Origin of the sequence: Vibrio sp. 1F253 (genome assembly GCF_041439295.1) — a bacterium.
Taxonomy (GTDB): domain Bacteria; phylum Pseudomonadota; class Gammaproteobacteria; order Enterobacterales; family Vibrionaceae; genus Vibrio; species Vibrio tasmaniensis_A.
In genome coordinates, this window is the sequence record NZ_JBGONU010000013.1 from 81,395 (window position 1) to 106,878 (window position 25,484).

At 44.0% G+C, this 25,484-nt stretch carries 22 protein-coding genes and 1 riboswitch; of the genes, 13 read left to right on the forward strand and 9 right to left on the reverse strand.

The window, feature by feature from the left end:
* Nucleotides 1-241 precede the first annotated feature (241 nt).
* The 5 genes from ACED28_RS09060 to ACED28_RS09080 all read left to right on the forward strand — a co-directional run bounded on the left by ACED28_RS09060 (nucleotide 242) and on the right by ACED28_RS09080 (nucleotide 4,905).
* On the forward strand, nucleotides 242-1,213 hold the full coding sequence (locus ACED28_RS09060) for a tripartite tricarboxylate transporter substrate binding protein (RefSeq protein WP_371709697.1): 972 nt from the start codon (nucleotides 242-244) through the stop codon (nucleotides 1,211-1,213).
* Nucleotides 1,214-1,460: 247 nt separating this feature from the next.
* Nucleotides 1,461-1,961 carry a tripartite tricarboxylate transporter TctB family protein gene (locus ACED28_RS09065; RefSeq protein WP_009846587.1) on the forward strand — a complete coding sequence of 167 codons (501 nt, stop codon included), beginning with the start codon at nucleotides 1,461-1,463 and terminating at the stop codon, nucleotides 1,959-1,961.
* A 10-nt stretch (nucleotides 1,962-1,971) separates the two neighbouring features.
* Nucleotides 1,972-3,492 (forward strand): tripartite tricarboxylate transporter permease, encoded by a 1,521-nt coding sequence (locus tag ACED28_RS09070; protein ID WP_009846586.1) that lies wholly within the window; start codon nucleotides 1,972-1,974, stop codon nucleotides 3,490-3,492.
* A gap of 194 nt (nucleotides 3,493-3,686) precedes the next feature.
* Nucleotides 3,687-4,445 carry a sulfite exporter TauE/SafE family protein gene (locus ACED28_RS09075; protein ID WP_371709698.1) on the forward strand — a complete coding sequence of 253 codons (759 nt, stop codon included), beginning with the start codon at nucleotides 3,687-3,689 and terminating at the stop codon, nucleotides 4,443-4,445.
* 268 nt (nucleotides 4,446-4,713) lie between these two features.
* A complete protein-coding gene (locus ACED28_RS09080) occupies nucleotides 4,714-4,905 on the forward strand; it encodes a hypothetical protein (protein ID WP_004733590.1) in 192 nt (63 codons plus the stop codon).
* A 135-nt stretch (nucleotides 4,906-5,040) separates the two neighbouring features.
* On the opposite strand, the gene ACED28_RS09085 is transcribed toward ACED28_RS09080, so the two are convergent.
* Nucleotides 5,041-5,454, reverse strand: coding sequence for a VF530 family DNA-binding protein (locus ACED28_RS09085; protein WP_012603790.1), 414 nt, complete (start codon nucleotides 5,452-5,454; stop codon nucleotides 5,041-5,043).
* 423 nt (nucleotides 5,455-5,877) lie between these two features.
* Between ACED28_RS09085 and ACED28_RS09090 the strand changes: the two genes are divergently transcribed.
* A complete protein-coding gene (locus tag ACED28_RS09090; protein WP_371709699.1) occupies nucleotides 5,878-7,038 on the forward strand; it encodes an HD-GYP domain-containing protein in 1,161 nt (386 codons plus the stop codon).
* Nucleotides 7,039-7,166: 128 nt separating this feature from the next.
* On the opposite strand, the gene gnd is transcribed toward ACED28_RS09090, so the two are convergent.
* The 5 genes from gnd to ACED28_RS09115 all read right to left on the reverse strand — a co-directional run bounded on the left by gnd (nucleotide 7,167) and on the right by ACED28_RS09115 (nucleotide 13,672).
* Nucleotides 7,167-8,615: a decarboxylating NADP(+)-dependent phosphogluconate dehydrogenase gene (gene gnd, locus ACED28_RS09095; RefSeq protein WP_004733587.1), complete on the reverse strand. Its 1,449-nt coding sequence runs from the start codon at nucleotides 8,613-8,615 to the stop codon at nucleotides 7,167-7,169.
* A 28-nt stretch (nucleotides 8,616-8,643) separates the two neighbouring features.
* The gene (gene pgl, locus ACED28_RS09100) at nucleotides 8,644-9,360 is read right to left on the reverse strand and encodes a 6-phosphogluconolactonase (RefSeq protein ID WP_371709706.1); all 717 of its coding nucleotides are present in this window, start codon (nucleotides 9,358-9,360) and stop codon (nucleotides 8,644-8,646) included.
* A complete protein-coding gene (gene zwf, locus ACED28_RS09105; protein WP_029222938.1) occupies nucleotides 9,357-10,859 on the reverse strand; it encodes a glucose-6-phosphate dehydrogenase in 1,503 nt (500 codons plus the stop codon). The genes pgl and zwf overlap by 4 nt, the downstream gene beginning before the upstream one ends.
* Before the next feature lie 437 nt (nucleotides 10,860-11,296).
* Nucleotides 11,297-11,992 carry a response regulator gene (locus ACED28_RS09110; RefSeq protein WP_371709700.1) on the reverse strand — a complete coding sequence of 232 codons (696 nt, stop codon included), beginning with the start codon at nucleotides 11,990-11,992 and terminating at the stop codon, nucleotides 11,297-11,299.
* Between the two features lie 69 nt (nucleotides 11,993-12,061).
* Complete coding sequence (locus tag ACED28_RS09115; RefSeq protein ID WP_371709707.1) at nucleotides 12,062-13,672, reverse strand: ATP-binding protein; 1,611 nt, start codon at nucleotides 13,670-13,672, stop codon at nucleotides 12,062-12,064.
* Nucleotides 13,673-14,333: 661 nt separating this feature from the next.
* Between ACED28_RS09115 and ACED28_RS09120 the strand changes: the two genes are divergently transcribed.
* From ACED28_RS09120 to ACED28_RS09145, 6 genes are all read left to right on the forward strand, one after another.
* Nucleotides 14,334-14,561 carry a hypothetical protein gene (locus tag ACED28_RS09120; RefSeq protein WP_009846577.1) on the forward strand — a complete coding sequence of 76 codons (228 nt, stop codon included), beginning with the start codon at nucleotides 14,334-14,336 and terminating at the stop codon, nucleotides 14,559-14,561.
* 215 nt (nucleotides 14,562-14,776) lie between these two features.
* Entirely contained in the window at nucleotides 14,777-16,213 is a 1,437-nt protein-coding gene (locus ACED28_RS09125) for a TolC family protein (RefSeq protein ID WP_371709701.1), read from the forward strand.
* A 3-nt stretch (nucleotides 16,214-16,216) separates the two neighbouring features.
* The gene (locus tag ACED28_RS09130) at nucleotides 16,217-17,191 is read left to right on the forward strand and encodes an HlyD family secretion protein (protein WP_371709702.1); all 975 of its coding nucleotides are present in this window, start codon (nucleotides 16,217-16,219) and stop codon (nucleotides 17,189-17,191) included.
* A 7-nt stretch (nucleotides 17,192-17,198) separates the two neighbouring features.
* Complete coding sequence (locus ACED28_RS09135) at nucleotides 17,199-18,461, forward strand: ABC transporter permease (RefSeq protein WP_371709703.1); 1,263 nt, start codon at nucleotides 17,199-17,201, stop codon at nucleotides 18,459-18,461.
* Nucleotides 18,458-19,612: an ABC transporter permease gene (locus tag ACED28_RS09140; RefSeq protein WP_371709704.1), complete on the forward strand. Its 1,155-nt coding sequence runs from the start codon at nucleotides 18,458-18,460 to the stop codon at nucleotides 19,610-19,612. The genes ACED28_RS09135 and ACED28_RS09140 overlap by 4 nt, the downstream gene beginning before the upstream one ends.
* A 558-nt stretch (nucleotides 19,613-20,170) precedes the next feature.
* On the forward strand, nucleotides 20,171-21,712 hold the full coding sequence (locus ACED28_RS09145; protein ID WP_009846571.1) for a sodium:alanine symporter family protein: 1,542 nt from the start codon (nucleotides 20,171-20,173) through the stop codon (nucleotides 21,710-21,712).
* Nucleotides 21,713-21,855: 143 nt separating this feature from the next.
* Here the strand turns inward: ACED28_RS09145 and ACED28_RS09150 are convergent, their stop codons facing one another.
* The 3 genes from ACED28_RS09150 to ACED28_RS09160 form a co-directional block, all read right to left on the reverse strand.
* Complete coding sequence (locus ACED28_RS09150) at nucleotides 21,856-22,071, reverse strand: hypothetical protein (RefSeq protein ID WP_108100714.1); 216 nt, start codon at nucleotides 22,069-22,071, stop codon at nucleotides 21,856-21,858.
* Nucleotides 22,072-22,395: 324 nt separating this feature from the next.
* A complete protein-coding gene (locus tag ACED28_RS09155; protein WP_004733574.1) occupies nucleotides 22,396-23,130 on the reverse strand; it encodes a chromosome segregation ATPase in 735 nt (244 codons plus the stop codon).
* Nucleotides 23,131-23,309: 179 nt separating this feature from the next.
* Entirely contained in the window at nucleotides 23,310-23,468 is a 159-nt protein-coding gene (locus ACED28_RS09160) for a hypothetical protein (RefSeq protein ID WP_004733573.1), read from the reverse strand.
* A 301-nt stretch (nucleotides 23,469-23,769) separates the two neighbouring features.
* Nucleotides 23,770-23,904, forward strand: a riboswitch (glycine riboswitch).
* Between the two features lie 128 nt (nucleotides 23,905-24,032).
* Here ACED28_RS09160 and ACED28_RS09165 point away from each other — a divergent pair.
* Nucleotides 24,033-25,403 carry an alanine/glycine:cation symporter family protein gene (locus ACED28_RS09165; RefSeq protein ID WP_371709705.1) on the forward strand — a complete coding sequence of 457 codons (1,371 nt, stop codon included), beginning with the start codon at nucleotides 24,033-24,035 and terminating at the stop codon, nucleotides 25,401-25,403.
* The last annotated feature ends 81 nt before the right edge of the window (nucleotides 25,404-25,484 follow it).

Genomic DNA, 25,484 nt, shown 5'->3' on the forward strand with positions numbered 1-25,484 from the left:
AAGAAAAAATGAGAATAATTATTTCTTGAAGAATCCTAGAGCCACCTCCCCGTGAACTTTATGAACTTTATTCACCCAATGTTCTTTATCCTCAATATCGCCGCATTGAAGACAATTCTTTAACACATCGTTAACTTTAACGTCATCTGCTAAGCAATACCCTACTCGTGTGTTTAGCAGCTGGATATAAAACATAAGTTTCTCTCCATTGAAGAGATCCCCTACATAAGGAACGTGAACCATGTTCAAGGCACTGAAACCTACTCTTGCGGCTTCTATCATCGCAGCAACCTTTTCTTTTAACACTTTTGCTGCTGACGTAGAAAAAATCCACTTCCTAATCCCTGGCGGCGCTGGTGGCGGTTGGGATATGACGGCTCGTGGTACGGGTGATGTATTAGTTAAATCCGACATCGTAGAAAATGTCTCTTTCCAAAACTTGTCTGGTGGTGGCGGCGGTAAAGCCATTGCACACCTAATCGAGACGGCTCAACGTCAAGAAGACACGCTGATGGTGAACTCAACACCTATCGTTGTGCGCTCGCTGACCGGTATCTTCCCTCAATCTTTCCGCGACCTAACACCAGTTGCAGCAACGATTGCCGACTATGGCGCAATCGTCGCGTCTGCGAATTCTAAGTACAACACTTGGGAAGACGTAGTAAAAGAGTTTGAAAGCAACCCACGTAAAGTGAAAATCGCAGGCGGCTCGGCTCGTGGCAGCATGGACCATCTTGTTGTAGCGGCAGCGTTCAAAGGCGAAGGTTTTGATGCGAAGAAAGTACGTTACATTGCCTACGATGCTGGCGGTAAAGCGATGGCGGCACTGCTTTCTGGCGAAACACAACTGCTTTCGACAGGCCTTGGTGAAGTGCTAGAAATGTCTAAATCAGGCCAAGTAAAAGTATTGGCAGTAACGGCACCAAAACGTCTTGATGCGGCACCAAACATCCCAACACTAACTGAGTACGGCAACGAAACAGTATTTGCTAACTGGCGTGGCTTCTTCGCGGCACCTGGCACTAGCCAAGCGAAAATCGACGAGTGGAATGTAGCTCTAGGCAAGATGTACAAGACCGATGAGTGGCAAGTGGTTCGTGACCGTAACGGTTGGATTGACAACTACAAAGCTGACAAAGATTTTTACGCCTTCCTAGAAGACCAAGAAAAACAGATGGGCGACCTAATGCGTGAGCTTGGTTTCTTGAAATAACTAACAACCATAGAGGGTCTATGTGCCCTCTTACTCTTTCCTTGTTTCGCCGTACATGAGTTAACTTCAAACTCCTTTGTTTATTCGTAGACGTATTACTAACGCTTGCCGATTCGTTGTAAACGCAAGTGGCTGATAAACCAGTACCGTAATTCGCTTACCTTTGGTTAGTGATCCCAGACATTCTTCATTAACTCGCTCATGTACGGCTTTTTTACTATTTATACCACCCCAAATGGAGTTGGATATGTCGGACTTACCAACCAAATTTCTGAGTAAGGAATCTTTGCTTTCAAAGGATCGCATCGGAGCCATGATCTTTATGCTGGCGTGCTTGTGCTATGGCTACCAAACCACGCTAATTCCTTTGTTCCCCGGTGACGAGTACGAACCCTTCACAGCAAGAACTTTACCTACCCTATTAACGTTTATCGGCATCGGCCTGTCGTTGATCCTACTAGTTACAGGACAACCGGACCAGAAGGTTTCATGCGACACCACGCCGTTGAACTGGAAGCTGCTCATTGGCTTTTTAGTGTTGATGGCTTTGTACGGTGTTGGACTGACTTATCTTGGCTTTGTTTTAGCAACTAGCTTCTTCTTGCTTGCTGGCTTTTACCTATTGGGTGAGCGCCGTAAATCTATTTTATTTGGCGCGTCATTTCCTTTCGTTATCGCGTTCTTTTTATTATTAACTCAAGGCTTAGATATCTACCTAGAGCCTGGCTTAATCTTCACTCTTTGGTAGGGATAACATTATGTTAGACGGAATTTTACAAGGACTTTCTACCGCTGTGATGCCAATGAACATCATGATGGTAATTGTGGGCTGCTTCGTGGGTACCTTCATTGGTATGCTCCCGGGGCTAGGTCCAATTTCAGCAATCGCGTTGATGATCCCGATTACATACGGCCTAGACCCTTCTTCTGGGTTAATCTTAATGGCAGGTGTGTACTACGGCGCAGTATTTGGGGGCTCAACGTCATCAATCTTAATCAATGCTCCAGGTTGTTCTTCAACGGTAGTAACCGCATTCGACGGCTACCCAATGGCACAAAAAGGCCAAGCAGGTAAAGCGTTGGCACTAGCAGCCTACTCTTCTTTCACTGGCGGTACGCTGTCAGCAATCATGCTTTTGATTGCAGCACCGGCTCTAGCAAGTGTCTCATTGAGCTTCCAGTCGTCAGACTACTTTGCATTGATGTTGTTAGGTCTATCGGCTGTAGCGGCGTTTGCAGGCCCAGGTCAGGTAATAAAGGCATGGATGATGACCATTCTTGGTTTGATGCTGTCTACTGTTGGTATCGATAAAGGCGTCGGTGTTGAACGTTTCACGTTTGGCCTAACAGACCTAATGGATGGCTTTAGTTTCCTACTTCTTGCTATGGCAACATTCGCTTTAGGTGAGACTTTAATGGGTATTTTGAAACCTGAGAAAGACACCAGCGGCGAAGAAAGCCAAAAGATGGCCGATATTGGCAGCATGAAAGTGACCAAAGAAGAGTTCAAAGAAGTAGCGCCCGTTTCGATTCGTTCTTCAATTCTTGGCTTCTTCACTGGCGTGCTTCCGGGTGCTGGCGCAACTATCGCAGCTTTCTTAAGCTACGGCATGGAACGCAGCCTAGCACCAAAAGACAAGCAGAAGGAGTTTGGTAAAGGCAGTATTCGTGGTCTTGTGGCTCCTGAATCAGCAAATAATGCAGCTTCGAGTGGTTCATTCGTTCCGCTACTGACACTCGGTATTCCGGGCTCTGGTACTACAGCAATTATGCTTGGTGCACTCATCGCTTATGGCATCCAACCCGGTCCTCGCTTGTTCGTTGAGCACCCAGATGTATTCTGGTCGGTGATTATCTCAATGTACTTTGGCAACATCGTGCTGGTTATCTTGAATCTGCCTTTAATCCCTTACATCTCTAAACTGCTAGCGGTACCAAGAACGGTACTACTGCCAATGATTATTTTTTTCTCAATCACAGGCGTGTACTTGGTGTCTTTCAACACGATGGATGTGTTTGTGATGCTAATTGTGGCAATGGCGGCGATAGCGTTAAGGTTGGCCAACTTCCCGCTCGCACCGTTACTGCTTGGCTTCATATTAGGTGGTTTGATGGAAGAGAACTTGAGACGCGCACTGATGATCAGTGATGGTGAACTCAGCTTCCTTTGGGAACGCCCTATCACAATGACCTTCACCATTTTAGCGGTATTGGTTCTATCTAGTCCTATTCTGGTTAAGCTGTTCAAGAGCTTTAGAGCGAAGCCTGTTGAAGTGTAAACTTGGCTTAGCTAGAAAAACAAAACGTAATAAAGGGAGCTTCAGGCTCCTTTTTCCGTAGCAGCTATTTCAAAAAACCGTAGCTCTAAGATGGTAGCAAACTCACAATCCGACTCCTGAAAAACACATATCCCTGATATCAATAACAAAATCAAGTAAGGTGATTCATCATTTAACGCATTGGATTCAAAACTATGGATTGGTTGATTCTATTCTTATCGGGAGTGATTGGCGGTGTGCTCAACTCAATTGCAGGAGGAGGCAGCTTCATCACCTTCCCCGCTCTATTGTTTGCAGGCGTTCCACCAATAGCAGCCAACGCGACCAATACCTTTGCTTCGTGTGCTGGATACATTAGCGGAGCCTGCGCTCTACGCCACGAAATTCAATCTGGTACCAAACAACTCAAGCTCATTGTTGGACTATGTATAATTGGCGGCAGCATTGGTGCATTTTTACTACTACACACACCAGAAGCGCTATTTACTCAATCCGTACCTTGGTTATTGCTGTTCGCCGCTCTACTTTTTACCTTTGGTGGCACACTCAATAAATGGCTAAAGAAAGTAACCGCTAAACATAAGCACGCCACCAGCGCAGGCGCGTTCTTTTCAGCTGTATTGCTTTTGATCGTGTGTGTTTATGGTGGTTATTTTAATGCAGGCTTAGGCATTGTGACATTGAGCTACTTGGCACTGGCAGGGTATACCAATATCAACGTGATGAATGGCATCAAATTGTTGGTATCGGCATGCGCATCACTCGCGGCAATCGTGTTCTTTGTTGTGAATGGTTCGATTGATTGGCCGTCAGGCATGGCCGTTTTGTTTGGGACATTGGTCGGTGGTTACTATTCAGCAAAAGTTTCTCGTCGTATCCCACAACAATATGTTCGCACCACAGTGATCATCGCGAGCTTTTTGATTACCGCTTACTTCTTCTATGCTAACTAGGTTCTATACCAACTAGCTTTTATTCGAACTACTTCGTGCAGCAATCACGGTTTTCGTTAGCAAAACACAACGCAAATCGTTAAGTATAAAGAATTGACAAAGCCCCTCGACTGGTTATTTTATGAACTATGAAATAGCCAAGCTAAAATATGTGAGGCGAGTCCTTCAATTAGCAAATTTGATAACAATTTAGACTATTTTTTAGCCTTTATTTTGCCAAAGGTGGGATAATTCTCCTGTCGAAAGTGAGACTTCATTAGGAGGCGTTATGAACATTAAACTCGGTCATGTCATGTCATCAAGTCGACTCATTTGCTTTGTCGCTTTTCTCGCTGCCACATTCGCGTGGATTCTAAAAATGCCCGCTCTTTTTTCTGTGTCAGCGCTATTCTTACTGATCAGCGCTATTGTCTATGTCGTTGATCTTTGGAAGAATCAAAGAAAGAACCGCGAAGCTTAAGACGAACGACTAAAGCAACACGCATTAAAAAAGGAGCACTTAGGCTCCTTTTGTATTTTTCAGTCAAGGCTTTGTCTATCTAACGATGCTCAACTTACGCCTTTACATAAAGACGTTAAAACTAACGACGCCCTATTAACGACGAAAATTACGACCGTTGCCGCCACGACGCTCTTTAAATGCTGACGCTGCTTTAGCTTGTGATGCTAGAATCGATTCAACCGTTAATTCCATTGGCTCACGAGGTTCTAACCCGTGACGGAATGTACGTGAACGCGGAGGCATCTGGTATTCGATATCAGAAGCTTTAGGCATGCGCTTGAAACGGTAAAGGTAGAAATTCTCTACTTTCTCACGAGCCCACTCTGTTTTCTTCAAGTATTTAACGGCACTTGCTACTGTCGGCTTAGTGTTAAAGCAGTTCATGCGCATTGCTGCATCCAAAATTTCCCAACCGTAATGATCCACTAATTCGTTGATCATAGTTTCAAGCTTTAAGCCATGCAGTGGGTTGTTTTGTTGCAGTTCGATTCTTTCTTCTTCAGTCATAACATTACCTTTTCCAAGGCAACTAAAGGCCTTGAATTTACTCTAGAACACCGTCATCACTGACCGCTTCTAGCTCAATCATTTGGGCATATCATCCATTGCCCTTATCTATGCCTTTATGATGGCATAAAGCATGCTCGTTATCCTATTTATCTTTCAATTTAATTTTAATATGGTCACTTACCATCCTGATGTTGCGTGTAATACAGCCGCCCCTACTAAAAAGGGTCTGTCTTAAAGATCCACCAAACTAGCTCAAGTTAACAAAAACCATGATAGAAGAATGAAATATCCCTACTTTACCAATGGAATTTAAACTTATTAGAACGCAGTGTTGCTAATTAACAGCGAGGTGCTATGTTAGAAGTGGTATAGAAACCTACTAATAATGATATTAAACAATGATATAACTATAAATAAAGGTTGGCTTTGACCATGTTTGACTACTCCCAAATCAGCAGAGTAGCCGCCCAAGATAAAGACATTATCGCCATCGTTGATGATCTCTTTCGGCTAGCTCGCGAACATTACCCCATTCTGTCTAGGCTTTCGGTCGTGCTATGCAATGAAAATAGAGCATCGAACTATTTTGTTTCGGATACTCTGTGCCAAGAAGCCGAGCATCGCTACATCGAACAAGAACTTAAGCCAGAATCAGCGTTATCTAGAATGGCTGAGTCTTTAGATACTCGAATCATCCACGACCTCACCACCATTAGCCCAACCAAACAAATATCTCACCTGCTCGATATCGGTCATCAAAGCAGTTATACAACACCAATTCATCATCAAGAAAGTAATCTTGGATTTGTGTTTATCAATGCTTCATCAACAGGATTTTTTGCTAACCAAACTATTCAGTGTGATATCGCCTATCTCACTCAAGTCATCTCTAGCCTTTTCGTTCAGTGGTTTGAGCGCCAGCGTCACTTTCAATCTTCTTTAGCGATCGCTTTAAACATGGGTCATGCTCGAGATCCAGAAACCAAAGAACACCTAATTCGCATGGGTAAATACAGTGAACAAATTGCTCGCACGCTGTCGCACACCAAAAGGGAAATTACCCACCAATTCATTCATCGAATTCGGTTGTATGCGCCCTTCCACGACATAGGTAAATATCGAATTCCAGATAAGGTGTTATTCAGTAGCGCGCGTTTCAATGACGAAGAAAGAAACATCATGAACAATCACACCTTGTATGGCGAAGAGATGATTGATGACGTGGTTGCCCTATCCCACCACAGCTCGATGTGCAGTGAAGAGATTCAATTCATTAAGAATATTGTGCGCCACCATCATGAACGGTTTGATGGCTCTGGGTTGCCTGATGCTTTGAGTAACACAGCGATACCACTAGAGGCTCGAATAGTGACATTAGCCGATGTATTCGATGCGCTGATGAGCAAAAGAGCTTATAAGCACGCGTGGTCACTCGATGAAGTGATGGAATACATAGAAGCTCACTCGGGTTCGATGTTCGACCCAGAGTGTGTTGTGGCTCTTAAACAAAACCTAGACGGCTTTATGGCCATTCGGGAGCAATACAATGACGATGTTCAACCGCACGTCATGACGGCTTGAGCTGTAACGCCTTGGTTGTGTAGACCAAAGAAAACGCGAACCAACAAAAAAGGATGCCAATTGGCATCCTTTTTTTTCTAGTTTCAGCTGAAAGAACGAACGTGTTCTTTACTGATTCTAACTAACGATTATACGTCGTAAGTTGTAGAAGCAGTGTCGCCGCCTGTACCAGTCCAGTTTGTGTGGAAGAATTCACCACGTGGACGGTCAGTACGCTCATAAGTGTGAGCACCGAAGTAGTCACGTTGAGCTTGTAGAAGGTTCGCTGGAAGACGAGCGGTAGTGTAGCCGTCTAGGAACGTTAGTGCAGAAGTCATACATGGCATTGGGATACCAGATTCCATAGACTTAGCTGCAACTTTACGCCAAGCGCCCATGCAGTTGTCTAGGATGCCTTTGAAGTATGCATCTGAACCTAGGAAAGCGATTTCTGGGTTCGCTTCGTAAGCATCACGAATGTTGCCTAGGAATGCAGAACGGATGATACAACCGCCACGCCACATAAGTGCAACGTTACCGTAGTTTAGATCCCAGCCGTTTTCGTTCGACGCTTCACGCATTAGCATGAAACCTTGAGCGTAAGAGATGATCTTAGAAGCAAGTAGAGCCTGACGGATTGCATCAACCCACTCTTGCTTGTCGCCTTCAACTGGAGCAACAGTCTTGCCGAACAGTTTTTCAGCTTCAACACGTTGGTCTTTAAGCGCAGACAGGCAACGAGAGAATACAGACTCAGTGATTAGAGTCAGTGGGATACCCATGTCTAGTGCGTTGATACCTGTCCATTTGCCTGTACCTTTTTGGCCAGCAGTGTCTAGGATCTTCTCAACTAGCGCTTCACCGTCTTCATCTTTGTAGCCAAGGATGTCAGCCGTGATTTCTACTAGGTAGCTGTCTAGCTCAGTTTTGTTCCAGTCAGCAAATACAGCCTGCATTTCGTCGTGGTTCATACCTAGGCCATCTTTCATGAACTGGTATGCTTCAGTGATAAGCTGCATGTCACCGTATTCGATGCCATTGTGAACCATCTTAACGAAGTGACCCGCACCGTCGTTACCAACCCAATCACAACAAGGCTCACCTGCATCAGTTTTCGCAGAGATACCTTGGAAGATAGGCTTAACCGCTTCCCAAGCTTCAGGAGAACCACCTGGCATGATAGAAGGACCGAAACGAGCGCCTTCTTCACCACCAGAAACACCCGTACCGATGAAGTGGATGCCTTTCTCGCGAAGAGCAGCAACACGACGGTTAGTATCTGGGAAGTTGGTGTTACCACCATCAATGATGATGTCGCCTTTATCTAGAAGTGGTACAAGCTTGTCGATGAACGTATCTACAACGTCACCAGCACGAACCATAAGCATCACTTTACGTGGTGCTTCTAGCTTCTCAACTAGCTCTTCTAGAGAGTAAGCACCAACAATGTTAGTACCTTTAGCTGGACCTTCTAGGAACTCGTCTACTTTCGCAGCAGTACGGTTGTGAGCCACAACTTTGAAGCCGTGATCGTTCATGTTTAGGATAAGGTTCTGACCCATTACTGCTAGGCCAATTACACCGATATCACCTTTCATTATTTTATCTCCTTGCGGCTATTCGCACTTATGCGATAGCACTTGCTGCATTTGAATCTAGGAACCACTCTGTCTCACCAGTTTTAGACTGGATTTTCGCTGCCGGGTAAGGCAGTTCTGAAGCAGGAGTTGTATGAATTTCTTTAACGATCTCAACTTTACCTGCACCCAGTACTAGGTAGCTGATTCGTTTTGCTGCTTCTAAAACTTTCGCTGTTTTAGAAACACGGATCTGGCCCGACTCTGGGTGAGAAGCTAATACAGATAGGTTCTCATCTTGGTAGTCAGTTACACCCGGGAATAGTGAAGCTGTGTGGCCGTCTGCGCCAACACCTAGCAGAATCCAATCGAATACAGGCGTGCCGTTTTCTGTTGGAATCACGTCTGCCATTTCTTTCGCGAAACGCTCTGCTTCCGCTTTTGGCTCATCTTCACCACGGATACGGTGGATGTTTTCAGCAGGAAGGTTTACTTGTGTAAACAGCAATGCGTTTGCTTCGCCGTAGTTGCTTTCCACATCGTCTGGTGCCACGCAACGTTCGTCGCCCCACCAGAAATGAAGGTTATTCCATTGAATGCCTTCTGCGTATGGCGCTTGAGCTAAAAGCTTGAAAAGCATTTTTGGCGTGCTGCCACCCGACAATGAAATGTGAACAGGCTTGCCCTGCTCGCTGTAAGCTTTCATTTCGTTTGCTAGGTTTTCAACGACTAATTCAGGCGTTGCAAAGATCTTGTGATTGATCATAGTTCGCAGTAATCCGTATCTGTTAAGTTTTTGCATGGGAAACGCCATGCGCGGCCATCACGCTGCAGAAGCTCATCGGCTTCTTGTGGGCCCCAAGTACCACAAGCATAGCCAAACAGTGCTTGAGGATCTTGCTTGAAATCTAAGATCGGTTGAACGTACTTCCAACATGCTTCTACTGCATCGGTACGTGCAAACAGAGTCGCATCACCGTTCAGTGCATCAAGAAGAAGACGCTCATAAGCCGTTAGCATCTGAGTCTCAGGCAAGTCAGAGTAAGAGAAGTTCATTTTCACTTCTTTTGCTTTGAAACCTGCACCTGGCTCTTTCAAACCAAAGCTCATCTGAATACCTTCATCCGGTTGGATACGGATAATCAGTTTGTTCTCTGGTGCATCTTGACCAAACACTGGGTGTGGTGTGTTCTTAAAGTGAATCACAATTTCAGTCACACGTGTTGGTAAGCGTTTACCCGTACGTACGTAGAAAGGAACACCATTCCAGCGCCAGTTATTGATGTGTGCTTTAAGACCAATGTACGTTTCAGTACGAGAGTCGTCTGCGACACCATGCTCTTCACGGTAACCTAGTAAGTGCTGACCACGAACATCTGATGCTGTGTACTGACCTAACACTAAGTCTTTACGCAAATCATCTTCTTCTAATGGTTTCAGACACTGAAGTACTTTAACCACTTCATCACGAATAGAATCTGCATTGATTTGAGCAGGTGGCTCCATACCAACCATTGCTAGAACTTGTAGCAGGTGGTTTTGGAACATATCACGAACTGCGCCAGAACCGTCGTAATATCCGCCACGCTCTTCAACGCCAAGGAACTCAGCACCTGTGATTTCAACGTATTCAATGAAGTTACGGTTCCACAGTGGTTCAAACATCGCGTTTGAGAAACGAAGCACTAGAAGGTTTTGTACCGTTTCTTTACCAAGATAATGGTCGATACGGTAGATCTGGTGTTCTTGGAAGTGATGATGGATCTCTTCATCCAGCGCTTGAGCTGATGCAAGATCGTAACCAAATGGCTTCTCAATAATCAGACGACGCCAGCCGTTCTTCTCATCGTTCAGGCCATGCGCAGCAAGGTTTGCTGGAATCACACCGTAAAGGCTTGGCGGGGTTGCCAAGTAGAACAATGTGTTATGGTTTTCGAATTGGTAGTCTTGCTCAAGCTTATCCAGACGTTGTGCTAGACGAGCGTAATCGTCTACATCTGAAGTGTTGATCGCTTGATAATGCAGATGTTCAATAAATGCATTCAGCGTCTCTGGCTCAGTTTTTTCCATTTCCTGAAGAGACTTCTTCAGCTTCTCACGGTAAGACTCGTCGCTGTACTCAGTACGGCTCACTCCAAGAATCGCAAAGGATTCTGGAAGTTGATTGCTAGCATACAGGTGGTACAAAGCAGGAATTAACTTGCGGTAAGTTAGATCTCCCGACGCACCAAAAATAACGATGCTGCTGTTTTCAGGTATTACCATCATCTTTCCTATAAAAACAAGGTTTTTAGTATTCGCCAAAGGTATCAGCGACATACGAAAATAGATAATAGGTCTTGGCTATTACATCAATAGCGAGTGCCTATTACACTTGAGAATGCGTTTGGTAAACGAGGGTGAAAGCTATCACCTCTATTCGGGACAGTATTGTCTATGAGTATTTGATTTACATCAACCACTGTGAAAGCAATCGATTAAATATTGACTGATTTCGAACAAATTATAATCGATAAGTCAGCTGTTCTATCCGGAAGAAGAAGCAAATCGGCATTCTCAAACATTGTAGTCAAGAAAGAACGGTATCTGGTCGGTGGAGTGAGCAATAAGAAAGGGAGAAAAAACCAAAACCAGCTTACTCAACTGGCTTTATATTTATTTGATAGCATCGCGTTTATCTTTGTGACTTGTTGTCGCTAAATCTATCTTCTAGCTTTGTTGTAGCAGCGTTCTGGGCGACCTACTGACCCGTAATTTAAGTCAGCCACTAACTCGCCAGTCGTGATAAGGAATTCCAAATAGCGTCGAGCGGTGGTTCGACTAGCTCCAATACGTTCACCTGCCTCATCAGCTGTAATATCAGCAATGTCGGCTTGTTGGAAAATAGCTCTAATTTTATCAAGCGTTACACCATCGATCCCTTTCGGTAACGTAGAAACCTTTCGAGAATCTGCCTTGGCATTGGCTTGCAGCATCTTGTCGACCAAACCTTGGTTCAAGTCAGACACACTTTCAAACTCTTGCAGCTGCGATTGATACTTTTTCAGTGCCGCTTCCAAACGAGGAAACATCACAGGTTTCAGTAGATAGTCGACGACTCCACCACGCATCGCCTGTTGCAAGGTGTCGACATCTCGGGCAGCAGTAATCAAAATCACATCACATCCCTGATTACTACCACGAACGTGGTTCAAAATATCAAGTCCGCATCCGTCCGGTAGATACACATCCAATAAAACCAAATCAGGCTTTAAGATGTCCAATTGCATTAATGCTTCAGACTGTGTGGTCGCAATCCCGACCACATCAAAGCCTCCCATCTGTTCTAAATAACGATGGTGAAGCTCTGCAATCGCAATATCATCTTCAATGACCATGACTCTCGTGATTGCGTTCATTTATGTTCTTCCTTTAACCATGCTTTTTCCGTCACTACGATCTTTACTCGATCGCTCCGTGCTCAATTATTATTGTTGTTCTTCTTTCGGTAAATACACCGTCATGCGTGACCCAAAATCAGGGTTATCAACCATTTCTAATTGCCCTTGATAACGATCTGCAAGTTGCTTAATGAGATACAAACCAACACCTCGGTTCTGCTTCGCTTTGCTCGATACGCCTTTTTCGGTGAGTGCTTTGGTCGCCAAGTCTTTCGGCAAACCACAGCCCTTGTCTTCGACTTCCACTATGATTTCATTGCCAAAATCACTGATCGACACATCGATTACGCGACGAGCTGGTGCTATTGGCCCTTCTTGTTTAATTGCCATCATGGTGGCATCAAACGCGTTATCAATCAGGTTGCCAAGAATCGTCACGACATCCTCTGCGTTTAACCAAGCGGGTAATGCCTCAAGCCTTGACCCCTCTTCAACTTTAAGCTCCAAACCAATCTCTCGAGCTCGCTCTGTTTTGCCTAAAAGCATGCCTGCAATCAATGGATCTTTCACCGTCTCTCTTAAGAACTCAATTAAGCTCTGGTAATGAGCGGTTTCTTGACCAATCAATTGTTGAACAGAGTCCAGCTCGCCCATTTGAATCAAGCCACTGATCGTATTGAGCTTATTTTGATGTTCATGTGTTTGCGAACGAAGTAAGTCTGCATACTCTTTAGTTTGAGAAAGCTGATCGGTTAAATCGTTAATCTCATCTCGTAATCGAAAACTGGATACCGCCCCGACCACCTCACCCGCAACGATAATTGGGCTGCGATTAGCAATGATTCGCTTATTGTTCAGGTACAGCTCAACATCATGATCAGTGTCACCCGTTGATAGCAGCTGCTCTAAATCACTGCCTGGCAATACATCAGAAAGGCGCTGTTGATTAAGTGCTTTATCTCGGTCTATCGATAAAATATCGCAGGCACTCTTATTAATTGAACGCAAAATACCGCTCTTATCGATACTTAAAATGCCCTCTTTCACAGTACTCATGGTCACATCAAGTTCTACGTATAAACGGCCAATCTCTTCAGGCTCAAAACCCAAAATAGCGCGTTGAAAACGACGAGATACATAGCTTGAAATCACAGCATTAACCGCAACCACCAGCAAGGCCATCACAATCAAAAAGGCTAAGTAAGGTTCAATTCGATCTTGTAAAGAATCCAATAGATAACCCACCGACACTACCCCAATAACGGCACCTTGGGGGTCTTTTACCGCAGATTTACCACGGACAGAGAAGCCAAGTGAACCTTTAGCCGTCGACACATAAGACTCGCCCAATATCAACGCTTTTTGGTTATCGCCACCACGCATTGGTTTACCGAGCCTGTCATCATAAGGGTGAATCAGGCGGATACCTTTATCATCTCCCACAACGATAAACGCCGCACCAATGAGTTGGGTAAGGTTACGAAACTTAACTTGGGTTTCTTCAGACAGAACGTAGGGAACGCCGTTAGGATCCAACGTTCCATTTTCTTGAATAATGCTGGTGACAAGTGGCGATTCAGATAGAAATTCAGCAACACCTAACGCTTTCAAACCCATCTCTTGCTCTTGAGATTGTTTGATGTAGTAAAAACCAGCACCTGAGAGTATCAAAAGCTCAACAAGGCCAGTGACCGTCATGATAATCAGTAACCTTTTACGGAAACTGATACTGCTCCATTTCATATTCCACCGTCCCTAGTGTTAGACGAATGATGTTAACACCAAGTTAATCGCATGACCTTTCTAGGTACGTGAATTTGTGACTGCTACTCAACTAAATAATTGAGCAGATTGTTAATTGATAATCCTTTACGTTGTTCATCTCGATTAATCGTTCATTTTTAGAACGGATTAGCTTAAAAACCAAAATAAACGAATAAATATTGAGCTAGATCACTAAGCTTTTAGGTGTTTTTTAGGTTGTTTAAAATAAATACAATTATAATGGTTGCATATGAAGAAGTTTATTGTTGCCAAGCTATACGTTGCAATTTTAAGACTGCGCTTTAAACCGGAATTTCGGTTAACAGAAAGGCAACAACTCTTCACTCACTGGACGTATCGATAAGTAAAAGTTACTCGTTCGCCGTTACGAATGATGGACAAACGGATTAAGTATTCTCCCCTATTCATCCATCGCTATTTCAAACTCGGCTAGCCAGACAACGAAGAGGTGACTGATAAATCAGCGCCCAATAATAAAACATTGATGAGCAGGAAGTATCGATCAGTGGCAACGTCCAATAGAAACAGGATAAAAAACATAACGTATAAACATTGTTGAAAAGGAAACCAGGCAATGAAACGCGATAACTTTGGAATTTGTCTTACTAAGACTATGCTGTTCAAACACTTACAATCGACTTTTACTCACGTAAGAGCCTATGAGAAAGATGGCACCTCCCCACTCGATCTCAAGGTATTGTTAGCATTCCCGCAAATGTCAGGTAGAGATTTATTACAAACAATGCAAGGTTCAAGACAATTGGTATGGCGCGCCGATCACCATTGTCCTAGCTTTAAATAAGCCACTTCATTTTGTAAAAACACTTCTATACTGAACTTAAAGAGCACGCTTATGCGTGCTTTTTAAGTTTCATTTATCTTTGATATTCACGTCACTCAATCTTATTTACACTTGATTAACGAGTTATGAGAATTTCTATTCATATGAGACAATCTATTCAAGACAAATGACTATCGCCCTGTTAACATTAGAGTCAATACTCTAATTGGTATTTAATGCAGATGACCAAACCAAAATTCCGATACCTTGCGCTCGCCAGTATGCTTCTCGGCACATTGGCTTCGCCAGTTTTGTCCGCCCCGCTCACTTTTTCTGAAGCGTGGCAAATATTGCAAGAGAACAACAACTCACTTGCGGCCCAACAAGCCAACGTTGAGCGTTATCAACACCTTCAGAACTCAACAAGTAGCCTTAATCTACCCTCGATCACCTTGGGAGCTAACTACACGCACCTTGATAATGATGTGACTATCAATGGTAAACAGTTCGGCGATAGCTTAAGCGGCGTAGATCCAGCATTTGCACCCTTATTAGCTAAATTGGGTGGCGTTACCTCGACCATAACAGAGCAAGACATCTTCAGCTCTTCCATCCGTGCTATTTGGCCTATCTTTACAGGCGGACGAATTACCGCTGCGCAAACTGCTGCCGAAGGTAAAAGCGAAGAAGCGCAAAGCCAACTGCTGATGGAGAAACAGGCTCGCTACGAAGACTTAAGTAAATATTACTTCTCGGTGATCTTAGCGGAAGACGTCGTGAGAACACGTCAAGCCGTTGAAGCTGGCTTAACTCAGCATCGTGATTTCGCCATCAAGCTTGAACAGCAAGGACAAATTGCTCGAGTAGAACGTCTGCAGGCGGATGCTTCTTTGGATAAAGCCGTTGTTGAACGAACCAAAGCGCAGAACGACCTCAAAATTGCTCAATTAGCACTGACTCAGATCCTTGGTCAGAGCCAAAGTGTCGAACCTTCAGAACAACTCTTTATCAACAAAAACCTGCCTCATATGGACGTATTTGTTGATCAAACACTCATGACCTACCCAGGCCTTAAAATCCTTGATGCAAAAGAGAAACAAGCGAGTAGCTTGATCAAGGCTGAAAAAGGCAAATACTACCCAGAAGTCTATCTATACGGTGATTACGGCCTGTACGAAGATGACTCGCTAGCCAGTGAAATGAAACCCGATTGGTTAGTCGGTATTGGTGTGAATGTACCGCTGCTTGACACGTCAGGTCGTTCCGACAAAGTCGCTGCCGCTCATAGCGCCGTGTCTCAAGTCCAGTTTCTTAAGTCGCAAGCCAAGCAAGACTTAACCGTTTTGGTACAAAAGACCTATCTTGAAGCGAACCAAGCAATTGAAGAAGTTCAAGGCCTCAACTCAAGTCTTTCTTTAGCTCAAGAAAACCTTTCACTTCGTAAAAAAGCCTTCACTCAAGGGTTATCCAATTCGTTAGAAGTGGTTGATGCTGAGCTTTATCTTGCAAGCATTAAAACACAGCAATCTGCTGCTCGATTCAAATACCTAATTTCTCTTAATAAGCTGTTAGCACTCACCAGTGAAATGAATGCTTATTCAAGTTACTTAACGTCTTCTGTCCCGTCTGACTTCGATTCAAAAGCAGACACCGCTAGCCAGTCAAAAGGATAATTCATGAAACCTATTAAGCCATTTATTCTCTCTCTGGTTGGTATCGGCATTATTGGCTGGGTTGGATACGGCTTTTACCAAGCGTACCAACCACAGCCTGTTAAGCTTCAAGGTCAAATAGATGCGCAGCAATACAGCATCTCATCGAAAGTACCCGGCAGAATTGATGAAATATTCGTGCGTAAAGGCGATTCGGTTGAAAAAGGCGAATTGATATTCTCCCTACTTAGCCCAGAAATTGACGCTAAATTAGAGCAAGCAAAAGCCGGTCAAAAAGCTGCTGGCGCATTAGCAAAACAAGCTGAGAATGGTGCCCGTACTCAACAGATCCAGGCTGCTAAAGACCAGTGGTTGAAGGCAAAAGCAGCAGCCGATCTCATGGACAAAACTTATCAACGTGTCAATAACCTTTACAACGATGGTGTGGTTGCCGAGCAAAAACGCGATGAAGCCAAAACACAGTGGCAAGCAGCGAAGTACACGGAAAGCGCTGCGTTCCAAATGTATCAATTAGCACGAGAAGGCGCTCGTGACGAAACCAAAGTGGCAGCCGCTCAAAAAGCGTTAATGGCGGCAGGCGCGGTGGCGGAAGTTGAAGCTTACGCAAAAGACACGCAGATCCACAGCTGGTTTAATGGCGAAGTGTCTCAGGTGCTATTAAGCAGCGGTGAGCTCGCACCACAAGGTTTCCCTGTTGTGACTGTTATCGACACCAAGGATGCATGGGCAGTACTTAATGTGCGTGAAGATATGCTTAAGCATTTCGAGAAAGGCAGCCAGTTTGAAGCGTACCTACCGGCTCTGGATAAATCATTAACTTTCCAAGTGACTCACATCGCCGTAATGGGTGATTTCGCGACTTGGCGTTCAACAGATGCAGCACAAGGCTTCGACTTACGTACTTTTGAAGTAGAAGCGCACCCTGTTAATACTAGCGAAACACTGCGTATGGGCATGAGCCTAGTGGTTGAGCTTTAGGTGACGTATGTCTGCTAACTTTCGACCGATAGGCTCGCGAGCTACAGCCTCACAATCTAGAGGCTCGCAATCAACTGAGCATCATAGAGCGAAGAATACCTTGCTTAGGCAGTGGGCGATTGTCCGCAAAGACAAATGGTTGTTGTCTTGCCTAACTTGGATCCCTTTACTGCTTGCTGCCAGTATTTGGCTGATTTTTTCGCAAGGGATCGCTCGTGACTTACCGGTTGCGGTTGTTGACTTGGAACACAGCCAAATTTCGCAACAGTTCACACGTCTTGTTGATGCATCACCAACGCTGCAAGTCACTCAGAAATACAGCTCGGCGAGTGAAGCGGCGAAAGCGATGATTGAACGCGATATCTACGGTTATGTTGTGATACCAAGGCATTTTGACCGAGACCTTCTGCTCGGATTGAATCCGCAAGTGTCTGTGTTCTACAACAGCCAATTTATCTTGATAGGTAAGCTAGTGAACTCTGCCTTGCTGCAGGCTCAGGGGACTTTTAACGCGCAACTTGAGGTCGTTAAGCAGTTATCACACGGTGATACCACGGTGCAATCAGCATTAGGCCAAGCAATAACAGTGCAAAGCCAGATCACGCCGCTGTTCAACAAGAACACCAGTTATGCTCAGTTCTTGGTGTCTGCGGTTATTCCTGCGCTATGGCAGATCATGATTGTGGTGGGCACGATATTGGTTTTAACAGCGAACGTTAGAGCACGTAGCCTTCATGCTTGGTTATCCAACGCCCCGATGAAGTCACTAGCATCAACATTAACGCCCTACCTTGTCTTGTTTTTGATGTTTGGTATCGCGTTTAGCTTTTGGTTCTATGTCCTCTTAGACTGGCCGTTTAACGGCAGTTTTGTGGCACTGACCGTCGCCCAACTGCTTACCGTCATCAGTTGTATCATCATGGGGTGTTTGTTTTTCTTCTTAACGCTTGATCCAGCAAGGGCGATGAGTTTCGCTGGCGCCTTTACAGCACCAAGCTTTGCGTTCATGGGCATTACCTTTCCAGTAACCGACATGAACACTGCAGCGCAAATCTGGAGAAGCTTGTTGCCCGTGAGTCACTACATCGAAGTACAAACGGCACAATCTAGCTATGGCGTGAGCGCAGCACATTCGCTGATCAGCCTCTCTTCTATGTTGTGGTATGCAGTTCCTGCATTGGTGGTTATGTTAATAATTAAGAAACATCTAATGCAAGCATCACTCTCAGATAAAACTAAAAACGAAGCAGAACAAGGAGTAAAACAATGAGCTTTACTCAACTGCTAAAACAAGAACTGTTAGCGGTAATTCGCAACCCTGTTGTACTTCTAACGGTATTTGGTGGTGTGGTCTTCTATTCATTCTTGTATCCGCTGCCTTACGCAAATCAAGTTCCTCAACAACTTAAAGCTTCCGTTGTGAATTTGGATAAGAGCCAAAGCAGCTACCAGTTAGAAAGAATGGTCGATGCCACGTCTCAAATTGACTTGGTACGCCGTGACTCCACCATTGCCGATGCTAAGCAAGCTGTTCTTAATCAAGAGATTGGTGGGTTCCTCGTCATCCCAGAGAACTTCTATAAAGACTTGCTCCTAGGTAAGAGCCCTACGCTTTCTTACGCCGGTGATGCATCTTACTTCTTGGTCTACGGAACCATTGTTGAAGGGCTTGCCAAGGCAGGCGGCACGTTAGCTGCACAAGTTAAAGTCAGTCACTTGTTAGTTGAAGGTGTGCCGTTAGAATCCGCAGCCAAAGGCTACAGTGCATTCAGCTTGAACCTAAAACCAACCTTCAATAGTCGCATGGGCTACATTGATTACGTGGTTCCAGCCGTCTTTGTGTTGATCCTGCAACAAACCTTAGCCATGGCTTCTGGTTTAGTTGGCGCGACCCAAAACGCTCAATCGACGTTTGGCTATTGGAGTAAGACCTCTCCAGCGAAACTGATACTTGCTCGCTGCTGTACCTTAGTCGGCATATATTACTTGTTGTCGATGTACTACTTCGGCGCGAGCTTTTCGATGTATGGCATTAACCTACTTGCCTCCATAACAAACATTTTGACCTTACTGCTACCCTTCTTATTGGCTAGTTGTTTGATCGGGATTTTTATTGGTGAGCTAGTGCCAAGAAGAGCGTTAGTCACGGTTGTGGTGTTAATCAGTTCAATGCCGCTGATCTTCTCTTCAGGTTTTATCTGGCCTGTTGAAATGATGCCTGAATGGTTAGTACTGCTGTCACAGTTATTCCCAAGCACACCCGCTATCCAAGGTTTTTTAGCGCTCAATCAGATGGGGGCATCTTGGCAAGAGGTAGCGTCTCAATGGACATTGCTATGGATACAAGTCGCTCTATGGGGCTCGTTACTCGCACTTAAGCTTTACCACAAATCGAGTAAACGTATCATTGGCTCTGTTTAACTCTAGTCTCTATTCGTCAGGCACTAAACCTCACGCTCATTGAAACCATTAACAAAGCTCTGATAAAGGGCTTTTTTAATGTCTTTTAGCTTGATTACATCTTCAGCTATCAATTGTTTAAACACCTCCCCAAAACATATTGAACATTAAAACTCGCCGACTTCCCTATGCACCTCCACTATCATTCACCTTAGTTCATGCTATAACAGCTACTTCATATGCCTTTTCCAACCTAAAAAATGCCTGCTTATTCCCAAACAATGACAAAACCCGAACAATTGTAAATTTATTGTAAAAAAATCTTTGATGGTATTATTTTTGTGTATAGGATTATCAGTAGGACTTGGCAGGCCGAATGCCATAGTCTAATTGGTGCACATACCAAAAGGATATCCATATAAAGCAAGATCAGTACTCATATTTATTTCATTTTTCGACCTAGCTACAGCCGTTTATGTTGCCGTCGAATTGCAATAAATAAGTCGCTGAAATGTAAAAAATCAAATAGAAAAAACACAACAGCAACAAACATAATTTAATAAAAAGACAGGGAAAACCATGAAAAACATACGTGAATTATTTTTTGGGTTTATATTATTATTTAGTTCCAGTGCATTTGCAGAAGAAGGATCATTTAATCAAGCTATCAGTAACTTAAGTCAAAGTGTTGATGGTTTTTTCAACGAATATACAGGTTGGTTCGTTGGACTGATATTTAAAAGCGTACCGGTAGGTGAAGCAAACTTCCCAATTATTGTTGGCTGGTTACTGCTCGCTGCGATCATCTTTACTGTTTACTTTGGCTTTGTTCAATTTAAACGTGTCGGGATGGCCATAGACATTATTAAAGGTAAGTACACAGACCCTAACTCCAAACACGAAGGGGAAGTTTCTCACTTTCAAGCGTTAACAACCGCGCTTTCTGGAACTGTTGGGCTTGGTAATATTGCCGGTGTGGGTGCTGCACTCGCAATTGGTGGTCCTGGTGCAACATTCTGGATGATCTTGTGTGGTCTTCTGGGTATGGCGTCTAAGTTCTGTGAGTGTACCTTAGGTGTGAAATACCGAACTATCCTACCTTCAGGTGTCGTTTCCGGTGGTCCCATGTACTACCTAAGCCAAGGTCTTGGTGAAAGAGGGTTGGGTGGACTAGGTAAAGCCCTTGCTATTGGTTTTGCATTAATGTGTATTTTAGGCGCATTGGGCGGCGGTAACATGTTCCAAGCTAACCAAGCACATGCCATGTTAACTTACGCATTCGATGTACCAAGTGAATACGGTGTCATCACAGGCCTTGTACTCGCCGCTTTAGTTTTCTCTGTGATTGTTGGTGGTATGCCTTCTATCGCATCGGTAACGGAAAAAGTTGTTCCTTGGATGGCTGCTCTGTATATCGGTATGGCTCTGATTGTTATCGGTTCTAATCTTGATCAAGTGGGTCCTGCGTTCAGTGCAATCTTTACAGGTGCGTTTACTGGCGAAGGTGTGGTTGGTGGATTCATTGGTGCCTTAATCCAAGGTCTAAAACGTGCAACGTTCTCAAACGAAGCAGGTGTAGGTTCAGCAGCTATCGCTCACTCAGCGGTTAAAACAAAAGAGCCAATCACTGAAGGTCTAGTATCACTATTAGAACCGTTCGTTGATACAGTCATCATTTGTACAATGACAGCCTTGGTTATCACTATCGCTGGTCTAAATACAGGTCCATTCGATGGTTCTGGCTTAACGGGTGTAACGCTTACTGCTGCATCGTTTACTGAAACGGCAGAAGTGTTCAAATACACACTCGCTCTAGCGGTAATCATGTTCGCGTTTTCTACCATGATCTCTTGGTCGTACTACGGTCTTAAAGCGTGGACTTACCTATTTGGTGAAGGCAAAACAACGGAACTGATTTTTAAAGTGATGTTTTGTGTGTTTGTTGTTATCGGTGCGACGATTCAGTTTGGCGCGGTAATCGACTTCTCTGACGCAGCTATCTTTGCGATGTCTATTTTCAACATTCTAGGCCTGTACTTCCTAATGCCTGTTGTGAAGAAAGAACTGCAATCATTTGTTGCTCGAGTTAAATCTGGCGAAATCAAAACTTACGAAAAATAACGTTTAGTGGAATGATGTTGATCTAATAACTAATTTAGGTCTCATAACGATACAGTTCTAATAAACGAGACTGTTCTAAAAATTTTTGTAAGGCCCTTTGCTTGAGAAAGCGAGAACAGGACTGCAACTTATCCAAATCCCTACTAGCTTTGCTTGTGGGGATTTTTTATGCCTGAATGATTAGGCGAGTTGCTATCCTCAATGCCTTGCTCACTCTTTTCACTCTTTTCATCATCGTGTTCAACGTCGAAACGACGAACTAATTCTTCTACTTCGATCATATCTTTTTGCGCTAATGGCGAACAACAATCATCGAAACAATAAGCTATGGTGCAGTTCTCACAAAGATACTCTGGCATCACTTCATCCCTTGTCGTCAAAGCAGCCAAATGCGAGCTAGCAATCGACTGCGTGTTCATCCTGAACAACACTATTATGCAGCGACTCTGATCTGAAAATATGTATGCAAAGTCATTTAATAGACAACAAGTAACATATCATTGTGGATATACGTAACTATTCACAAATATCTAAGCAAACAATGAAAACACTCAAATAAATCAATAATGAGAAAGCACCGGATCTATGCTGTCGAGAAAACGCAAAACGCCCACATCACGTGTGTGATGTGGGCGTTTCAATATTTACTGCAAACTATCTTTGGGTTGATTAAAGCCTGTGGCTTATAGACCCATCTCTTCAGTGAGCGTTTTGATCTGCTTAAGATCCATGGTGTGGACTTCAATCATTTGTCTGATATCACTCAGGCGAGAGTTCGCGTTATCCTGCTTCTCACACGCGTCAGATTTAGCATCCCATGATGTGCCATCTAAGAAAACGTCGCACGCTTTCTTTAGAGAACCAAGGTTCTGTTCAAGTTCATTTTTTTCTTTCTCAAGCTTTTCAAGTTCTTGAGAGATCTGTAATTCTTTTCGGAAAACTTCACGCGAACGCTCAAACAAGGTCGATTGCATGTCAGCCTGACGATTAAGTTTCTGGTTGTCTTGCTGAGTTTGCTCTAACGTTTGCTTCTGTTCGTTTAGCTGCTGCTCTAACGAGTAGTTCGCTTTCTCTAAAACCGAAGACTGCTTCGCTAGGTCTTGGAGCTCTTTTTGATGTTCTTCTGTTTGTTTTACTAGAGCGGCTTCTACTTTTGCATCGATTTCGGTATCGACTTTTGCCACTTTAGTTTCAACGGATGTCATCAACTGTGTTTTGCTGTCATGCAGTTCTTGATAACGAGTTTCGAGTACCTGATAAGTGGACTCCCACTTCGAAGCCGTGATTGTAGAACCGATCAAGCCACCTAACGCCAAACCTATAACCGCAGCAATGCCGATATAAAGCTGACTGCGCTTATCGCGTTCTTCAATAACAACCACTTCATCTTGTTCGCTTTGTCCAGATTGCTGGTTCACTAGCGGGTACTCCCAAAAATTTGTTTAACGTTACACGGTCACTGATACTGATACTGATACTGATACTGATACTGATACTGATACTGATACTGATACTTTAAGCTCAGTTAAACCTATTGCCCAAGCCAGAAGCACTTGAGCTTTGCTAACACGTTTATCCTATCTGCTCACAGACAGATTTAACGAGTTAACTCCGAAATCATCAGGCTGGCAGTATACAAAAGGAAGCTGCTAACGATAACAATCACTACCCATTTTTGCAGTTTTTCGTTTGTCCGGTAACGAAACAGCACAAATGCCAAAGCCAATAAAAAAACAATCGCTATTAATCGAGTCATAACTCCTCCTTGTTTCTCTATTTTATACCATTTAAATAAGCAAGTTACGTCAGAGACTCGTTGTTTGATCATTTAGTTGAACAACATTTGAGCAAACAGATATTTTGTAGCTGACATCACATTTTATATGATCTAGGATACGCCTACAGATTACCTAATTATTTAGGTAATTGTTCCGATGAAGACTGCAGGAGAGTGGTTTTTAACTAAATATTAACATTTAGTTAGATAAACCCGCCGAAGAAGTAAATCTTTCAGGCGCTTTGTGCTGGAGAAATCCAGAAAAGTGAGGACTGTCGTTGGAGGAACCTCTGGAGAGAACCGTACTACTTTTTTTGTAGCAAGCGGTCGCCGAAGGAGCAAGCTTAGTGCCCGTTACTTATCTATAAGTGATTCGCTAAGTGAAACTCTCAGGCAAAAGGACAGAGGAGTGGAAAGCAACAGCCTTAATTAACAAAAGAATTCTATCTAGAAATCCGTATGTATTAAGTAGTGCTATCGATCCCTGTGATCTGCACTGCCTTCCCTCTTCTCCTTAAATTTTATATTTATTAAGGGGAAACTATGAACCATCTACAAGCTACACTTCAAACCATCAACCAATTCGTTTGGGGACCACCACTGCTTATTCTGCTAGTGGGTACAGGTATCTACTTTACTTTTCGCTTAGGCTTACTCCAGTTTAGATATCTCCCAACCGCACTAAAAATGGTGTTCACCAAAGACAAGTCAGGTACGGGTGACGTATCGAGTTTCGCTGCTTTGTGTACTGCACTTTCAGCAACCATTGGTACAGGTAACATCGTTGGTGTAGCGACCGCAATCAAGATTGGTGGCCCTGGTGCCCTATTCTGGATGTGGCTTGCCGCTGTATTTGGTATGGCGACCAAATACGCAGAATGTCTACTTGCCGTTAAATACCGCAGAACCGATAGCAATGGCGAAATGGTTGGCGGCCCAATGTACTACCTGCAATACGGTGTCGGCTCACGAATCTTAGCGGTAATGTTCGCTGTCTTCGCGTTAGGTGTTGCCTGCTTCGGTATTGGTACCTTCCCACAAGTCAACGCTATCTTAGACGCAACTCAAATTTCGTTTGGTGCTTCTCGTGAGATGTCTGCTGTCGTTCTTACGATATTGGTGGCAGTTGTAACCCTTGGTGGTATTCAATCTATCGCGAAGGTGGCAGGAAAAGTGGTTCCAACCATGGCAATTATGTACATCGTCGCGTGTTTGAGCGTGCTGGTTTCCAATGCCGACCAACTACTGAATGCCATTACCCTTGTGGTTACCTCTGCGTTTACCAACACCGCTGCAACTGGTGGTTTCTTTGGTGCAAGCATCATGCTTGCTATCCAATCAGGTATCGCTCGTGGCGTGTTCTCGAACGAGTCTGGCCTAGGTAGCGCACCAATGGCAGCAGCCGCGGCTAAAACAGACTCATGTGTGAAGCAAGGGCTTGTCTCTATGACAGGCACCTTCTTCGATACCATCATCATCTGTACGATGACCGGCTTGGCGCTTATCTTAACGGGCGCTTGGCAGACGGACCTTTCTGGTGCTGCGATGACCACTCACGCGTTCGCTGTTGGTTTGAATGCAGACACCCTTGGCCCTATGTTGGTTTCTGTTGGCTTAATCTTCTTTGCGTTTACAACAATTTTAGGTTGGAACTACTACGGTGAGCGCTGTGTTGTTTTCTTGCTGGGTACCAAAGCAGTATTGCCTTACAAGATTATCTTCATCGCCTTGGTTGCTTCTGGTGCATTCTTAAAGCTCGACATGATCTGGCTGATGGCGGATATCGTGAACGGCCTAATGGCTATTCCTAACCTAATCGGTCTTATCTTGTTACGTCACGTTGTCATCGAAGAAACCAAGTTATTCTTCAAACCGTTAACTTCCTCAAAGGATTGTGAAGCAGTTAAAGCATAATTATACCAATCGTAGTAAATAACTGCTCACCCTAGCTTGTTAAAAATCTCGATAACTTCGTTAGAATTTTTGATTGTAGAA

Coding starts and splice junctions, on each gene's coding strand:
- ACED28_RS09075 (WP_371709698.1), top strand. CDS start 3,687: ATGGATTGGTTGATTCTATTCTTATCGGGAGTGATTGGCGGTGTGCTC.
- ACED28_RS09110 (WP_371709700.1), bottom strand. CDS start 11,992: ATGAACGCAATCACGAGAGTCATGGTCATTGAAGATGATATTGCGATT.
- zwf (WP_029222938.1), bottom strand. CDS start 10,859: ATGGTAATACCTGAAAACAGCAGCATCGTTATTTTTGGTGCGTCGGGA.
- ACED28_RS09115 (WP_371709707.1), bottom strand. CDS start 13,672: ATGACGGTCACTGGCCTTGTTGAGCTTTTGATACTCTCAGGTGCTGGT.
- ACED28_RS09080 (WP_004733590.1), top strand. CDS start 4,714: ATGAACATTAAACTCGGTCATGTCATGTCATCAAGTCGACTCATTTGC.
- ACED28_RS09125 (WP_371709701.1), top strand. CDS start 14,777: ATGCAGATGACCAAACCAAAATTCCGATACCTTGCGCTCGCCAGTATG.
- ACED28_RS09065 (WP_009846587.1), top strand. CDS start 1,461: ATGTCGGACTTACCAACCAAATTTCTGAGTAAGGAATCTTTGCTTTCA.
- ACED28_RS09060 (WP_371709697.1), top strand. CDS start 242: ATGTTCAAGGCACTGAAACCTACTCTTGCGGCTTCTATCATCGCAGCA.
- ACED28_RS09160 (WP_004733573.1), bottom strand. CDS start 23,468: ATGACTCGATTAATAGCGATTGTTTTTTTATTGGCTTTGGCATTTGTG.
- ACED28_RS09135 (WP_371709703.1), top strand. CDS start 17,199: ATGTCTGCTAACTTTCGACCGATAGGCTCGCGAGCTACAGCCTCACAA.
- ACED28_RS09085 (WP_012603790.1), bottom strand. CDS start 5,454: ATGACTGAAGAAGAAAGAATCGAACTGCAACAAAACAACCCACTGCAT.
- ACED28_RS09070 (WP_009846586.1), top strand. CDS start 1,972: ATGTTAGACGGAATTTTACAAGGACTTTCTACCGCTGTGATGCCAATG.
- ACED28_RS09165 (WP_371709705.1), top strand. CDS start 24,033: ATGAACCATCTACAAGCTACACTTCAAACCATCAACCAATTCGTTTGG.
- ACED28_RS09145 (WP_009846571.1), top strand. CDS start 20,171: ATGAAAAACATACGTGAATTATTTTTTGGGTTTATATTATTATTTAGT.
- ACED28_RS09120 (WP_009846577.1), top strand. CDS start 14,334: ATGAAACGCGATAACTTTGGAATTTGTCTTACTAAGACTATGCTGTTC.
- ACED28_RS09150 (WP_108100714.1), bottom strand. CDS start 22,071: ATGCCAGAGTATCTTTGTGAGAACTGCACCATAGCTTATTGTTTCGAT.
- ACED28_RS09130 (WP_371709702.1), top strand. CDS start 16,217: ATGAAACCTATTAAGCCATTTATTCTCTCTCTGGTTGGTATCGGCATT.
- pgl (WP_371709706.1), bottom strand. CDS start 9,360: ATGATCAATCACAAGATCTTTGCAACGCCTGAATTAGTCGTTGAAAAC.
- gnd (WP_004733587.1), bottom strand. CDS start 8,615: ATGAAAGGTGATATCGGTGTAATTGGCCTAGCAGTAATGGGTCAGAAC.
- ACED28_RS09140 (WP_371709704.1), top strand. CDS start 18,458: ATGAGCTTTACTCAACTGCTAAAACAAGAACTGTTAGCGGTAATTCGC.